Annotated in this window: 9 protein-coding genes and 1 pseudogene; 7 read left to right on the top strand and 3 right to left on the bottom strand. The window is 63.7% G+C overall.

What is annotated here, in order from left to right:
• Positions 1–95 precede the first annotated feature (95 nt).
• The gene (locus tag LFT49_RS21415) at positions 96–587 is read right to left on the bottom strand and encodes a DUF3515 domain-containing protein (protein ID WP_237430603.1); all 492 of its coding nucleotides are present in this window, start codon (positions 585–587) and stop codon (positions 96–98) included.
• Between the two features lie 1256 nt (positions 588–1843).
• On the opposite strand from LFT49_RS21415, the gene LFT49_RS21410 reads away from it, so the two are divergent.
• The 6 genes and pseudogenes from LFT49_RS21410 (at position 1844) to LFT49_RS21385 (ending at position 11364) form a co-directional block, all read left to right on the top strand.
• Positions 1844–4066 carry a transglycosylase domain-containing protein gene (locus LFT49_RS21410; RefSeq protein WP_237430602.1) on the top strand — a complete coding sequence of 741 codons (2223 nt, stop codon included), beginning with the start codon at positions 1844–1846 and terminating at the stop codon, positions 4064–4066.
• A gap of 261 nt (positions 4067–4327) precedes the next feature.
• Positions 4328–5920, top strand: coding sequence for a cytochrome c biogenesis protein ResB (gene resB, locus LFT49_RS21405; protein ID WP_237430601.1), 1593 nt, complete (start codon positions 4328–4330; stop codon positions 5918–5920).
• A gap of 184 nt (positions 5921–6104) precedes the next feature.
• Positions 6105–6575: pseudogene (gene ccsA / locus LFT49_RS21400) on the top strand (cytochrome c biogenesis protein CcsA); the annotation flags it as partial.
• Positions 6576–7063: 488 nt separating this feature from the next.
• Complete coding sequence (locus tag LFT49_RS21395) at positions 7064–10030, top strand: Tn3 family transposase (protein WP_236803072.1); 2967 nt, start codon at positions 7064–7066, stop codon at positions 10028–10030.
• 15 nt (positions 10031–10045) lie between these two features.
• Positions 10046–10726 carry a plasmid pRiA4b ORF-3 family protein gene (locus LFT49_RS21390; protein WP_236803071.1) on the top strand — a complete coding sequence of 227 codons (681 nt, stop codon included), beginning with the start codon at positions 10046–10048 and terminating at the stop codon, positions 10724–10726.
• A gap of 221 nt (positions 10727–10947) precedes the next feature.
• A complete protein-coding gene (locus tag LFT49_RS21385; protein ID WP_236803070.1) occupies positions 10948–11364 on the top strand; it encodes a hypothetical protein in 417 nt (138 codons plus the stop codon).
• A 223-nt stretch (positions 11365–11587) separates the two neighbouring features.
• Here LFT49_RS21385 and LFT49_RS21380 read toward each other — a convergent pair whose 3' ends face one another.
• Together LFT49_RS21380 and LFT49_RS21375 are read right to left on the bottom strand one after the other, a co-directional pair.
• Positions 11588–13399 (bottom strand): glycoside hydrolase family 15 protein, encoded by a 1812-nt coding sequence (locus LFT49_RS21380; RefSeq protein ID WP_236803069.1) that lies wholly within the window; start codon positions 13397–13399, stop codon positions 11588–11590.
• Position 13400: 1 nt separating this feature from the next.
• Positions 13401–14450: a glucose 1-dehydrogenase gene (locus LFT49_RS21375; protein WP_236803068.1), complete on the bottom strand. Its 1050-nt coding sequence runs from the start codon at positions 14448–14450 to the stop codon at positions 13401–13403.
• Positions 14451–14656: 206 nt separating this feature from the next.
• Here LFT49_RS21375 and LFT49_RS21370 point away from each other — a divergent pair, with 206 nt between their 5' ends.
• Positions 14657–14926 carry a hypothetical protein gene (locus LFT49_RS21370; protein WP_236803067.1) on the top strand — a complete coding sequence of 90 codons (270 nt, stop codon included), beginning with the start codon at positions 14657–14659 and terminating at the stop codon, positions 14924–14926.
• Positions 14927–14928: the final 2 nt, after the last annotated feature.

The raw sequence follows: 14928 nt of genomic DNA, 5'->3' as shown, positions 1-14928 counted from the left end.
CTCCCTGAAGGGGTTTCCCGGCCAGCGCGGCGGTTTCCGGTCATCATCCGTGGACCCGGTGCGGCATAAGTTCACCCGTGGAGACCTTCCTTGGTTCACCTGCTGTCTTCCTGCCCGAGGCACTTTCTTGTTGCCGGGATCTTTCCTACCGGAGCGGAAAGATCCGCCAAGACCGTTGCCGAGGGGATCTGGTCTGGATTCATGAGAATTTCGGTGGCAGGATCACGGCCAAAGGTCGTCAGTGTCCACACCGTATCCCCTTCCTTAATCAGCCAATCGATCCCGTTGACGCTCACGCACCTGTCCGTGGTAGGGCCGGGAACGTTGACGCCGCAGCGGAGGATCACCCGGGAGGGATCTCCCCATGCGGCTGTGGCTTGACTGTTGGTCTTGCGCGATGTCGCGTCCCCGACAGTATTGGGCAGAGCCACCATCATCGGCGCGCAGGCCGGGTTTGCCGCGTCCTTCGCAGAGTTTACGTCCACTATCTGGGAGCACGCCGTAAGGACAACACCCGCGGCCGCCGCCCAGATGCCGAACCTGCCGAAGCGCCCGGCCTGGGAGGTAATTGTGTGCAGCAGGCGCATCTCTACACTCTAGAGGATGCCGGGGGCACGCGCGTTTCAGGTCTTGCCGCTCTCAGAGGCAGGGCTTTGGTCTGGCCGCAACTGAACCGGGGCAGGGCGGGCTGCCGGAAGTGCACCGGGACCCCGCCAGCGGCAAAAGTGAGCAGACCCCAGCGTGAAAAGGGTTCCCGGGAGCCGGCCTTCCCAGCCTCCGACATCGCGGAGCAGCCCGTTGAGCCACCTAGTACCGGCAGGTGCCCGAAGTGCACGGTACTTTCGGCGCCTGCCGCTACTCTTATACGTGCCAGTGCTTTTAGCGAAAGGAGGACTCCATGACTGTGGCCCGATTCGGCCCTGTCCTGTCGTCTCTCCGGCGGGCGGGCTTGGTGACCGTTCTTCTGTCCCTTGCTGCCGCTATGCTGGCTCTGCACACATTGGCCGGCGCTCATGCCACGGCGGCCGATACCCCCGTGTTGGGGGGCCCAAGCATCGCATCCATCGCCGATAGCGCTCACTCCCCCGTTTCGGTTTCTGGTGGGAATGAAGCCGGCGGCCGGTCTTCCTGCTTCATTGCGGCCGATTGCCCCGATATGTCACACAGGGGCTCGAGCTGTGTCCTCTCCGCAGCCAAAGCTTCCATGTCGGCGCAGCCACCGGTTGCAGCGTTTGACACCAGGTCCGTGCCCAGGACCGATGCCGCGCGCCTCCACTATGTGTATCTGGGTGCTGCGCCGTCGCCCGGTGACTTCTGTATCAGCCGGACATAAAAACACTTAGCCGGAGATAAAACGCTGTCCCGACGCGGCCTCGGGACAGCTGCGGCACACCCACGGCCGCGCCCGCACTGCTCAGACTTCGAAACCGGGCCCAACCCCCATACAATCAGGCCCACTCCAGACCGGGATCGCAGGTTCCTAGGGCACTTAGTGCATCATCACTCTTCACCACGCCCGGGGCCGCTGTCGCACCCCATGCGCGGGCTTCAGCGTCCGGCAAGCCCGGGGAGTGGCATCGTCTCTACCGCTTGGTCCCGCTGGGGTGCGGCTTTCCGGGTCGCAGGCAGGGAAGAGACCTTCTCGGCGCGGCACAGGAGGCCCCGCGCCGTCCGGACCCTATCCGCCACATACCCGGCATTCGGGTTTCCGTCCCGGGCTACAGTGCCCTGCGGGCGGACCGGACAAATCGGTAACCGGGCACAACCCGTGTGTGTGGTCACTACCGGCGCCCGAGGACCGGGTTTATTTCAGCAAACATAAGAAGTGGAGAAAGGAAAGGTTATGAGCGACATTCCACCGACTGGGCGGTGGTCCGGCGCGGGAGTAGGTTTGCAGGGGAAGCTGCTCGGTTTTGTGGCAGCCAGCGTCCTGGCGGGTGTTCTGGTGGCTGGCTTGCTGGTGCCTGGTGCGGCGGTGGCAGGGGCGGCTCTGAGTGGCTCCAATGCGCTGTTCGCCAGTTTGCCGGCCGAACTGGCGGTCGAACCTCCTTCACAATCCACGAAGGTCCTGGCCTCGGACGGGCAGATTATTGCCACCTTCTACGCGGAGAACCGCTCCAGTGTTCCGCTTGATGAGATGTCTCCCTACCTCAAGGACGCCATCGTGGCGATTGAGGACAGCCGGTTTTTCGAGCACGGCGGAGTCGACGGGCAGGGTATCCTGCGCGCCCTGACACGCAACCTCGCCACCGGTACCCGGCAAGGCGCCTCCACACTGACCCAGCAGTATGTCACCAATGTCATCAACGAATCCCTGGCCTCTTCGGGCCGCGAATCCGAAATAGTCCTCAACGGGCAAAAGGAAATTGGCGACAAACTGCGGGAGATGAAGCTGGCCATCGCCTTGGAGAAAAAGTTCTCCAAGGAACAGATCCTTGAGGGGTACCTGAACATTGTCTTCTTCAATCGGGACGCCTACGGCGCCGAAGCTGCGGCCCGGTACTACTTCAACACGACCGCGAAGGAATTGACCCTGCCCCAGGCGGCCCTGCTCGCCGGGCTGGTGAACAGCCCGAGTTTCTACGATCCGGCCGTGAACCCGGAACAATCCATCGCCCGCCGGAACCAGGTCCTGGGCAACATGCTAGCGCAAGGGAAAATACAACAGGCAGAGTATAACGCCGCGGTCGCGACCGGACCCGACCTGCAGCTCACCCCCTCCCGGCAAGGCTGCGCCGGAGCCCGGATGGGCCCTTACTTCTGCAACTATGTTGCACGGCTGGTGCTCAACGACCCGGCCTACGGCTCCGACGTGGCGGAACGGGAAAGGAGGCTATACCGTGGCGGCCTGACGATCACTACCACTCTGGACAGCAGGCTGCAGCACGCAGCGCAACAGCAGGTAGATGCCACTGCCGGGCCAAACCCTGGCAAATGGGGTGCGTCCCTTGTCACCGTGCAGCCAGGAACCGGGAAGATCCTGGCCATGGCCCAAAATACCGTGTACCTGCCGCAGGACGGGAAATTCGACACCCAGCTGAACTTTAATGTGGACGCCAAAGACAGCGCCGGAAACGACCTTAATGGGGCCGGCGGCTTTCAACCTGGATCCACCATGAAACCGTTCACATTCGCCCAATGGCTAAACGAGGGCAAAAGCATCACCGCGACAGTGGATGCGTCCAAACGCGTCTACCCTATCGGTTTCCCTTGGAAATCGACGTGCGGGAAGGTTTCCGGCGCCTACAGCACGGCCCAGAAAGCTGCCCGCCTAGATGCGGCGGACGACCTCCAGAATGCCGAGGAAGGGTTCTACCGGCCCATGCCAGTAAATTACGGGCTGTACAACTCCATCAACACCGCCACCTTCGCCTCGGCAGCCCAACTGGACTTCTGCGGAATCCAGAAAGTAGTCGACGCCCTCGGGGTACGCAGCGGCCTGGACAGCACACCCGTGAACATTCATCAACTCGGCAATCTCCTGGGAGCCACCGGCGTATCACCTCTCAATATGGCTAACGCCTACGCAACATTCGCCAATGACGGGCAATACTGTGAACCACGAGCCCTGGTCCGCATCACCCAGGCCGACGGAAGCGAACTCCCCGTCCCCGGAACCACCTGCCGCGAGGCCCTCAAACCGGACGTCGCCAAGGGCGTGAACTACGTGCTTCAAGACGTCCTCAAACGAGGCTCCGGCGTATACATCACACCTAAAATCCCCGCCGGGATACCAGCCGCCGCTAAAACGGGTACTTCAAACAACAACGGCGCCACCTGGGTGGTGGGTTACACCCGAGGACTTGCTACAGCCTCCTTCTTCGGGGACGCGCTGGAGGGACAACAACGTGCAGGACAAAACGTAACAATCAACGGCAAATTCTACAAAGGTATCGACGGGTACATGATCGCCGGCCCACAGTGGGCAAATTACATGTCCCAGGTCGCCGCCCTGTACTCCACGGAAGCGTTTCCCGAACCGCCCGAAACGATGCTCAAGAACCAGCCCTCAAGCCCACCAACCACGGCCGCGAGGCCGACGCCATCGATCTCGCCGTCCCGCTGACCCCCGGTCGCAGAGGGCGGTGGCGGGGTGGCAGCGCTCATGGTAACCCGCCCGCGACACAGCAATTTCGCTGCCGCCTGAATGTCGGCGGGCCGGCTCGGAGCGCCTGCGGACCACCCCATCGATCCAGCCTCAGTCGTCAGTTTGGCAGAGACACCGTCACAGACAGAAAGGACTTTCGTGTCTGGAAGTTCACCTAACCCGGAACCCTGCCTGCAGGAGGCCACGAGGGCGGCTGCGCCTGCTCTTGGATTCAATGAGATGCTGCGGTGGGCTTGGACGCAGCTGACCAGCATGCGCACGGCGCTGTTGCTGCTGCTCCTGCTGGCGGTGGCCGCAGTGCCGGGCTCGCTGTTCCCGCAGCGACCGGTCAATGCACCCGCTGTGGCGCGGTATCTGAAGGACAACCCTGCTGTCGGGCCGGTTGTCGATACCCTCCAGCTTTTTGACGTGTACACGTCGGTGTGGTTTTCGGCCATCTACCTGCTGCTGTTCATTTCGCTGATCGGCTGCGTACTGCCCCGGGCCAGGGCGCACTACAAGGCCCTGCGCTCCAGTCCGCCACGAACGCCACGACGGCTGTCCCGGCTGCCCGAGTACGGAACCATGGTCCTCCCCGCGGACGCGGGAACCTCCGCGGCGGCCGCCATCAGCGATGCCGCGGCAGTGTTGAAGAAGCGGGGATACCGGGTCGAGGTCCGCGATCTCGATGGCAACCGGCCTTCCTTGGGAGCCGAGCGCGGTTTCCTGAAGGAGGCAGGGAACCTGGTCTTTCACACCTCGCTGATCGGCGTGCTGGTCTGCGTGGCGGTCGGGGGCATGTTCGGCTACCGGGGACAAAAGATCATCGTTGAAGGCGACAGCTTCATCAACACCCTTGTCAGTTACGATGCTTTCACGCCCGGGACAAACTTCAACCCCGCGTGGCTGGAGCCCTTTGGCGTCACCTTGGATAAGTTCGAGGTCCGCTTCGACCGGGAATCGAAGAAGCAGTTCGGCCAGCCGATCGACTTCACCGCCGCCCTGACCACCAAGGACGGCGCAGGCGCGCCGCCGCGCCAGCAGATCCTGAAGGTCAACGATCCGGTCTATTTCGGTGAAACCGGCATGTTCCTGGTCGGTAACGGCTATGCCCCAGTCGTGACGGTCAAGGACGGAACCGGTAAGACGGCCTTCAGCGGCCCGGTCGTGACCGTCCCGAGCGACGGTGTTTATACCTCCTCAGTGGTGATCAAGGCTCCGGACGCGGCCCCGTCCCAGCTGGGCTTCGTCGGGTTCTTCCTGCCCTCGGCGGTCAAGAACGACCAGGGTATCTCCTACAGCTTCGACCCGGACCCGTTAAATCCTCAGTTAAACCTGAACTCCTACTATGGGAACCTCGGCCTGGACACCGGCGTGCCGCAAAACGTCTACGTCCTCGACGTAAAAAAGCTGACACAGCTGAACGGCCGGGACCTGCCGGCCGGCGGCATCACCCTTGCCCCCGGCGCCACCTACACCCTTCCGGACGGGAAGGGCAGCATCAGCTTCGACGGGCTCAAGCGCTACATCGGCGTCGATGTCCGGTCCACGCCCGGCCAGAGCGGGGTTCTGGTGTTTTCGCTGCTGGCCGTCGCCGGCCTCATCACTTCCCTCTACGTGAACCGCCGCCGTGTCTGGGTCAGGGCGGGAACCCACGAAGACGGGCGCACCATGGTCGAATACGGGCTGCTGGCCCGCGGCGAAGACCACCGGCTGGCTGCGGAGGCAGCCGCCGTCCGGGGATTGCTCAGCCATAGGTGGCTGAGCAATTATTCGCCTGCTAATTGCGCCGCCACAGCCAATCCCTCTTCCTCCAGCACCACGGACCGGTAAACGATTCCCTTGAATGAAACCTTGGGCCAGTACAGCGAGGGTTCCTGAAATGGCGGGTGGCGGACCCGAGCACGAGCAGGACAGCCCAGCCGATGCTCGGACTGAGCGGAGCGGTCCCGAAGCTCCGGCCGGTCATCTGACGTCCGCTGCCGCCACCCAACCAGCCGCCGCAAGGGCCCGCCCAGCGGCCGACGGCCGAATGCTTTACGCCCCGGAGCGGCGGGTCTCTGCCCGCGTCGCCGTTGCGCTGACGGTACTGTGCGCCGTCATTCACGGCGCCGGGGTCGTCTCGCGCGGCCTGGGTGCCGCCGGCGTGCCATGGGGCAACATGTACGAGTTCCTGAGCACAGGCGCCTTCGTGGCAGCGGCCGTGTTCCTGCTGGTGCTGATCCGCCGGGACCTCCGGTTCCTGGGCACTTTCGTGGTGGGACTGGCGATCATGATGCTGGTCGCGGCCTCGGTGGCGTACTGGACGCCCGTAGGCCATCTCGTCCCGGCACTTCAGAGCTACTGGCTCATCATCCACGTATCCATCGCCGTACTGTCCTGGGCGCTCTTCACCCTGACCTTCGCGATGTCCGCCCTGCAGCTGGTGCAGTCCCACCGCCAGAAGGCACTGGCCCGCGGTGGACCCGACAAGCTGGGCTTCATACGCCACGCTTTGCTCAGACTAGAACCTGGACCCGGGGATCGAGTCAATACTGGTTATGAGGATCAAATCCGGTTCGCTGACCGCTGATCTTGCCGCCGCCGTGGCCGGGTACGCTGCTGGCCCTGATGGCCTGTGGTTTCTCGCCAAGGGCTTGTTCCCCAACGGAGACTTCTTGCCCGCCGTCAGAGTCGGTGACGCGGGCTCCCAATTAGCCGGGGGCCTACTGCCCTCCGTTGTCGCCTCATTCGAACGGGAACTTGGCCACCGGCCCTCCCAGCGCTGGCAGGCGCCTTGGTCGCCATTGCCGCCAACGTCATCGCCCTCTGAAGCGAAAAACAAAGCCGCCCCCTAACGGCGCCACGAGCAGGACGAACGACCCAGGAACCCCGAGCAAGGCTTCTAGGCCTACTGGAAGTGTTCGAGTCAGCATGATTGGCCCGGTAGTCCTGAAGGTGTCTTCAGGGGCAATCTAGGTGTGGTTGAGTTCTGGTATGGGCCTTGAGCTGACGAGCGAGCTTCTTGATTCGTGGACGCTGGTTGATGAAGATGTGGCGTTGATGGCGCGGAAGTCAGGAGCGACTCGGGCAGGGTTTGCTGTGTTGCTGAAGTTTTTTCAGCAACATGCCAGGTTCCCGGGTGGGCCTTCTGACCTTCCACTGGGAGCGGTGGACTATATTGCGGCGCAGATTTCTGTTCCTCCCGATGCGCTGGCTCCCTACTGGGGCGGGCGCTCAATCAAGTACCACCGGGCCGAGATCCGGTCCCATTTTGGTTTCCGTGAGTTCACGACCGCTGATGAGGCCCGGCTGGCTGGGTGGTTGGCGGAGAGGGTGTGCCCGTCTGAGGTTCGAGAGTCTGCGCTTGTGGAGGCTTCGCTGTCCCGGTGTCGTCAGGAGCGGATTGAGCCGCCGGGACGTGCGGGCAGGATTGTTGGTGCTGGCCGGGCGTTGTTTGAGCAGCGCCTGTGTGCTCATGTGGGCAAGGTTCTAGGCCCGGACGGTGCGGCTGGGCTGAAGGCCTTGGTCGCTGATGGTGCAGCCGGTTCCCTGTTGTCGGTGTTGAAGGCTGATCCGGGCCCGGCTGGTTTGGAGTCGTTGCTGGCGGAGGTGGAGAAGCTTTCAGCAGCCCAGGCTCTTGATTTACCGGCTGGCTTGTTTGCCGGGGTGTCGGAGAAGGTCGTGAGTGCCTGGCGGGCGCGGGCGGCACGGATGTATCCATCGGATTTCCAGGACGCGCCGGCGCCGGTGCGGTTGACGCTGTTGGCGGCGTTGTGTCATCAACGGACGGCAGAGATAGCTGACAGCCTGGTCGATTTGCTGCTCGTGCTGGTGTTGAAGATCAATACCGGCGCGGTGAGGAAGGTCGAGAAGGAACTGACCGAGGATCTGCAAAGGGTGCGCGGCAAGACGGCTTTGCTGTTCAAACTGGCCGAGAGGGCAGTCGCCTGCCCGGATGAGACGGTCCGGGAGGCCGTGTTCCCGGTGGTGAGTGAGAAAACCCTGCGGCAACTGGTCCAGGAGGCAAAAGCCAACGAGAGCGTGTTCCAGGGCAAGGTGAGGACCGTGTTGCGGGGTTCGTACTCGAATCATTACCGGCGGATGTTACCGGCGCTGCTGTCCGTGCTGCGGTTCCGGTGCCATAACACGGCGTTCCGGCCCATCATGGATGCCATCGCGTTGCTGGAACGGTACGCGGATGCTGGAAGTAAGAGCCAGTTCTTCGCGCCCGGAGAGGTAGTCCCGGTTGCGGGTGTGGTGCCCAGGTCCTGGGAGGGCGCTGTCCGGGACGAGAAGGGCAGGATCGAGCGGATCCCGTACGAGCTGTGCCTGCTCGTGTCCTTACGGGACGCTTTGCGCCGCCGCGAGGTTTTCGTTGACGGGGCGGGGAAATGGCGGGACCCGGAAGAGGACCTTCCCCAGGACTTCGACGCTTCCCGTGAGCTCCACTACGAGGCCCTGCAGAAACCGTTGGACCCGGCCAGGTTCATTCTTGATCTTCAGTCCAGAATGAGGAGGTCACTGGAGCACCTGGATAAGGGGCTGCCGGCCGATACCACCGGTGGAGTGAAGATCACCAGACGCCGTGGGGCGCCGTGGATAAAGGTCCCCAAGCTGGAAAAACTCGACGAGCCGGTGAATCTGGGCAAACTCAAGGCCGAGGTCCTGGCCCGGTGGGGCACCCTGGACTTGCTAGAAGTCCTCAAGGAAGCGGACTTCCTGACCGGGTTTACCGGGGAGTTTGTTTCCGTGGCCTCCCGTGAGGTCCTTGACCGTGAGACCCTGCGCAGGCGTTTGCTGTTGTGCCTGTTCGGGCTTGGGACGAACATGGGCATCAAAGCGGTCACTGATGCCGGCGGTCACGGAGAGAGCGAGCGGGAGCTACGCCACGTACGCCGGACATTCATCACGAAGGACAATCTGCGCCAGGCGATCGTGAAGGTCGTCAACGCCACGTTCGAGGCCAGGAACCCTCACTGGTGGGGTGAAGGGAACGCCTGTGCGTCGGATTCGAAAAAGTTCGGCTCCTGGGAATCAAACCTGATGACCGAATGGCACAACCGCTACGGTGGTCCCGGCGTGATGATCTACTGGCACGTGGAAAAGAAATCGACCTGCATCTATTCCCAGCTGAAGAACTGTTCCTCCTCCGAGGTCGCGGCGATGATCGAAGGCGTTCTGCGCCACGACACCGACGCCGAGATCGAAGCAAACTACGTCGATACCCACGGGGCCTCGATCGTGGGGTTCGCGTTCACCGAACTCCTGGGGTTCAAGCTGTTGCCGAGGTTGAAGAACATCGGCTCGATCCGCCTCTACCGGGCCAGCAATGAAGAAGCCTACGCCGAGATCAATGACGTGTTGTCCAGGCCGATCAATTGGGAGATCATCGCCCAGCAATACGATCAGATGGTCAAATACGCCACGGCCCTCAAACTCGGCACGGCAGAGTCGGAGACGATCCTGCGCCGTTTCACCCGGGGCGGGCCCAAACACCCCACGTACCAGGCCCTGGAGGAACTGGGCCGGGCCGTGCGGACGATCTTCGCCGCCGACTACCTCGCCAGCGAAGACCTGCGACGCGAAATCAATTCCGGTTTGCAGGTAGTGGAGAACTGGAACAGCGGAAACGACGTCGTCTTCTACGGTAAAAACCGTGACCTCACGGGCCCTGACCGTGAAACGACCGAAGTGTCCATGCTCGCCCTGCACCTGCTCCAATCCTCCCTGGTCCTGGTCAACACCCTGCTGCTGCAAACCGTGCTCGAGGTCAAGGAGTTCACCGGACTGCTCGAACCGGAAGACCGCAGGGGCCTCACACCGTTGTTCTGGACCCATATCAACCCCTACGGACGCTTCACCCTGGACATGAACACCCACCTGAACCTGGGCCAGATCTCTGCCGAACCCGAACACCGTACCCCCGGTGACAACCGCTTGGCCCAGGCCGCTGCTCTGTGATGGAAAGGACCCCCTATGGCCACGAATGAGAGATCCACGCCAAGAACCAAAGGCAAGCTTCTGCGCGCCAGAGTCCACCTCGTCGGGAGTAAACCAAAGATCTGGCGGCTATTCGAAGTCGATTCCAGCCTTTACCTGGACGAATTCCACGACGTTCTGCAGGTGATCATTGGCTGGGAAAACTCCCACCTGCATTCCTTTACCGACCGCAACCCGAACACCCCGGGCCGCGGACGGACACAGGCCAGGTCTTGGGCGCCTGCCTACGTCAGGGCAGAAGACGAGGAGGGCTGGTACCTGCCTGAAGAGACCGTCCAGCTCGGGAAAGTCCTCAACGAAGGCTCAACCCCGCTGTTCTACGCATACGACTTCGGCGATAGCTGGCTCCACCGCATCGACTGGATCGAAACCGTCAGGAAAACCGGTGACGACGCCCATGCCCGGGTGATCCGCGGTAAACGACGCTGCCCCCTGGAGGACTCCGGTGGAATCGGCGGCTATGAAGACCTCATCGCCACTCTGGCCAACCCTGATGCCGTCGATGAATCAGACCGCGAGCACCTCCAGGGCCTGCACGAATGGGCCCAAGGAACCGCGCAACGATCCGGCGGAGAGGAAACTTTCGATCCCGCACACTTCGACCCGGTCAAAGTCAACGAAGAACTCGGCAGACTCTTCACACCCGAAGGAAACTGACCAAGTGCCGGCCACGGCACAGCCAGGCCTGGCACCAATGGCATTGTGCCGGCATGCCTTAGCGAGTTTTTGTCTCCGCGTGGACGGCGCAGGAAACGCCAAGGATTGACGTAGTTTCCAGGAACTGGCGAGCAGGATCCCCCATCTGTCAAGTACCGTTGCGCTCGGCTGTCCATGAGGTCAGCCGGTCTCATGTTCTGTATTGAAAGGACTCCCCTGTCATGGCAGGAATCATCCCCTGGCTGGGTGCGCTGGGCACCACAGGAAAAGCCGTTGTTGTAGCATCCGTCGTTGCCGCTGGTGGCACCGGTGCAGCAGTGGCCGCCACCGCCACCGTTGCGCCGACCGATGCGACGTCCACTGTGTCGCCGGCCGCCCCCGCCGCTGATCCGTCGGCTTCCTCCACGGCCACATCGTCGGTTGTTCCCGCATCGACGCCCACTCCGTCCAGCGCGCCCGTATCTTCGGCTGAGGTCCCGCCGGCGCCGGCGTCATCTTCAACCGCACCGGAGTTGGCACACGCACCGGACGTACCAGTGATTGCCGAACCGGCAGAGGCACCGGAGGCGCCGGAGCATGCCGAACCGGCAGAGGCACCGGAGGCGCCGGAGCATGCCGAACCTTCGGAGGAGCCGTAACAGGCCCGGACGGGCTAAGTACCGGGCTTACAGAATCTGGGCTCACGAGCTGAGAAATACCGTGATTGTCCGGTCGGCTGATTTCTCTGCGGTTGTTTGCCTTTGACATGAGCGGCGGGGCCCTGGGGGCGAGAGCGAAACGGGGCCCTCCGAGGCCGGGCCGGCGAGGGTTCCTTGTGGCCTCTTCGCTGTCTGCACCTGGTGCGGCCGGCCGTGTTTGGGGTTAGTCCGGTGGCGGGGTTGTGCGGGCGGTGATTGTTTGATCGCTTCGGTGGCTGGGGCCGTGGTGGAGCTGGAAGGCGCTGGTGATCAGGGCGAAGTGGCTGAAGGCCTGTGGGGTGTTACCGAGTTGCCGGGCGTCTTGGACGTCCCATTCCTCGCTGAGCAGGCCCACGTCGTTGCGCAGGGTCAGGAGTCGTTCGAACAGTGTCGTTGCCTCGGTGCGTTTTCCGGCGCCAAGGAGTGCGTCGACGAGCCAGAAGGAGCAGGCAACGAAGACACCTTCTCCGCCGGGCAGCCCGTCGTCGCTGTGTTGGGGGCGGTACCGGAGCACGTACCCGTCCTGGGTCAGGCCGCGCTGGATGGCGTCGATGGTGCCGGTGACGCGGGGGTGGTCCGGAGGAAGGAATCCGACCCTGGGGATCAGCAGGAGACTGGCGTCGAGTTCGGTGCCGCCGTAGGACTGGACGAAGGAGTTCATTTCAGGGTTGAAGCCGTGCTCCATGACGTCGTTGTGGATGGCCTCGCGAAGGTCCTCCCACCGGTCTGCTGGTCCGGGGAGGTGGAACTGGCGGACTGCCTTGATCATCCGGTCTACTGCGACCCAGGCCATGACTTTGGAGTGGGTGAAGTGCCGCCTGGGTCCGCGCATTTCCCAGAGTCCGTTGTCGGGCTGTTGCCAGGCGTCCTCAAGGTGGTCCATTAGGGCGATTTGGATGTCCCAGGAGTCGTCCGCGTCGTGGAGGAGGGCGTTGCGGGTGAGGGAAAGCCCGTCGAGGACTTCACCCCAGACGTCGAGTTGGAGTTGGTCGGCGGCCGCGTTGCCGGTGCGGACCGGCGTGGAGTCCTCGTACCCTGCCAGCCAGGGTATCTCGGCTTCGGGGAGCCTGCGCCGCCCGTCGAGGGAATACATGATCTGCAGGTCTGCCGGGTCGCCTGCCACGGCGCGCAGCAGCCATTCCCGCCAGGCTTTGGCCTCGTCCGTGTAGCCGGCTGTGATGAGGGACTGCAGCGTCAGCGTCGCGTCCCGGAGCCAGCAGTACCGGTAGTCCCAGTTGCGGGGCCCCCCGGGCTGTTCGGGAAGTGATGTCGTCGCAGCCGCGACGATGCCCCCGGTCGGGGCGAAGGTGAGTGCTTTGAGGGTGATCAGGGACCGCTGGACAGCGTCCCGGTAGGGGCCGGCGGCCGCGCTGCGCGAAGACCAGTCCTCCCAGTACGCCAGGGTCCCGGTCAGGGCATTCTCGGCGTCGACGGTCCGCGGCCGCCGCAAGTGGCTGGGTGACCAGGTAAGGACGAACGGGACACGCTCACCTGCCTTGACCGTGAATTCGCTGACCGTGCGGAGGTGTTCTCCCTCCATGGGGGCGGACGAGGACAGGTGAACCGAGTCGGGCCCGGCGACCGCATGAATCCCGGTTGTGGTGCGCCGGACCCAGGGGACCACGTGCCCGTAGTCGAAACGTAAGGCCAGTTCGCCGCGCATCGCGACGGTGCCGCTGAGTCCCTCTACGATGCGGATGAGGTCGGCGACCCCGTCCCGGGGAGGCATGAAATCGGTTACTCTGACCCTTCCCGTGCCGGTGTCCCATTCGGTCTCCAGGACCAGGGTGTCGGGCCGGTACCGGCGGCGGGTGCAGGTGCCTCCGGCGGCAGGGGCCAGCAGCCAGCGTCCCGCGTCGGGGGTGTCCAGCAGCGCGGCGAAACAGGCCGGCGAGTCGAAGTGCGGCAGGCAGAGCCAGTCGATGGATCCGTCTGTTCCGATCAGGGCTGCCGTGTGCAGGTCCCCGACGATGGCGTAATCCTCTATGCGCGTCACCTCAGCCGGCCTTGACTTCGAGGACGACTTTCACGTCGGTATCCTGGCGCCGGAAGGCGTCCTGGAAGTCGGCCAGTGGTACCCGGCGGGTGATCAGCCGCTGAAGCCAGGCGCTGTCGGCCTGCTCCAATGCCCTGACAGCGGCTTCATAGTGGCTGCGGTTGGCGTTGACGCTGCCGAATACCGATTCGTTGCCCAGCACCAGGGCACGGTTGACCGCGCCGATGTCCACTGGCTCGGTCCTGCCGGTGGAGGAGACTCCGGTCAGGCAGGTGACCGAGTCGAGGGCTCTGCAGGTCATCGTCTCGAGCACTACGGAGGCGACGCCGGTGCATTCGACCAGGATATCGGCCTGAATCCCGGAATCAGTGAGGCTCTCCGGGTGGTAGGTCGCTCCGAGCTCCCGGACGAGTCCCGGTTTCGGCCCTGCCCGCACTTGGTCAAAGACGTGGACGTCGAGTCCGCGCTGCACGCCCAGCAGTGCCGCGAGCAGGCCGACCGGCCCGGCCCCGGTGACAACGGCGGTCTTCGGGGCAAAAAAGGCCCGGGAGCCGATCGCGTCGATGTGCTGCCAGGCTTTGGCGACGATGGTTGTTGGTTCCAGCAGAACGCCGACGTCGGCCAGCGTGTTCGGAAGCCGGACGAGAGCATCAGGATCAGCCCGGAAGCGTTCTCGGGCGAACCCGTGCAGGCCTTTTATTCCGTGTTCGGTGTAGCGGCCGTTGCGGCACATATCCCACTGCCCCGCCGCGCACGCAGGACACGGCACAGGGTCCGGACGGCGAACGATGCAGACCACCAGATCCCGGGGGCTGAGCCCGGAACCTGCCGGAGCGTCGAGGACACGGCCGATGTTCTCGTGTCCCAGAATCAGAAACGGTGACCCGGCGGGTGCTTCTCCGTATTCGCCGGAGGTGATCTCGGCATCGGTGCCGCAGAGCCCGACGGCCAGGGTCTCCACCAGGACCTGACCGTCCGCCGCGTCGGGCTCGGGGACATCCCTGAGCACCAACGGCTCCTTCGTCCCCGGGACGACAGTCAAAGCCTTCACGTCTTTTCCTCCTGCATCTCCGGGCGGCATCCGTCCCGGTTATTTGTCTACCACGTCCACCTCCGAATCCCGCTGAAAACCGGAGAACTTCTTAGGGCCCGCGCAGCCATGGTCCTCCCGGAAGGTCTCACAGACCGTACACAGGTTCATCTCAGGTACCTCTTATCGGGCTCGTGGGAAACTTGGTGGTAACGGAAGGACATGCGATGACGGCGGTTGTGAATTCACGGGCTCGGGCTCTCGGCGCGGTACGGCGCTGGACGGTGACCGCGATGGTACTGGCGGGGATCGCGACCGCCGGCGCCGGCGCCGGGCTGGCCACGGTGCAGCACACCGCCGCCACCGGCCAGGCAGCAGCGGCGGCGGTGCAGCAGGCGCCGGCCGCGCCCGCCGCGGCAGGGACGTTCGGGAAAGTTACGCCCGCACAAAACGCCCCGGCCGCTGCAGTGCCGCAGACCGCGACCCGGGCCTCCTGACC

The organism is Arthrobacter sp. FW306-06-A, from assembly GCF_021870055.1.
Taxonomy (GTDB): Bacteria; Actinomycetota; Actinomycetes; order Actinomycetales; family Micrococcaceae; genus Arthrobacter.
The sequence above is the reverse complement of the archived record's forward strand: the minus strand, read 5'-3'. Positions and strand labels throughout refer to the sequence as shown.

What these genes read in the sequence shown, in the direction of transcription:
- LFT49_RS21415 (WP_237430603.1), bottom strand. Translation starts at nt 587, where the DNA reads ATGCGCCTGCTGCACACAATTACCTCCCAGGCCGGGCGCTTCGGCAGG.
- LFT49_RS21410 (WP_237430602.1), top strand. Translation starts at nt 1,844, where the DNA reads ATGAGCGACATTCCACCGACTGGGCGGTGGTCCGGCGCGGGAGTAGGT.
- resB (WP_237430601.1), top strand. Translation starts at nt 4,328, where the DNA reads ATGCTGCGGTGGGCTTGGACGCAGCTGACCAGCATGCGCACGGCGCTG.
- LFT49_RS21395 (WP_236803072.1), top strand. Translation starts at nt 7,064, where the DNA reads ATGGGCCTTGAGCTGACGAGCGAGCTTCTTGATTCGTGGACGCTGGTT.
- LFT49_RS21390 (WP_236803071.1), top strand. Translation starts at nt 10,046, where the DNA reads ATGGCCACGAATGAGAGATCCACGCCAAGAACCAAAGGCAAGCTTCTG.
- LFT49_RS21385 (WP_236803070.1), top strand. Translation starts at nt 10,948, where the DNA reads ATGGCAGGAATCATCCCCTGGCTGGGTGCGCTGGGCACCACAGGAAAA.
- LFT49_RS21370 (WP_236803067.1), top strand. Translation starts at nt 14,657, where the DNA reads ATGACGGCGGTTGTGAATTCACGGGCTCGGGCTCTCGGCGCGGTACGG.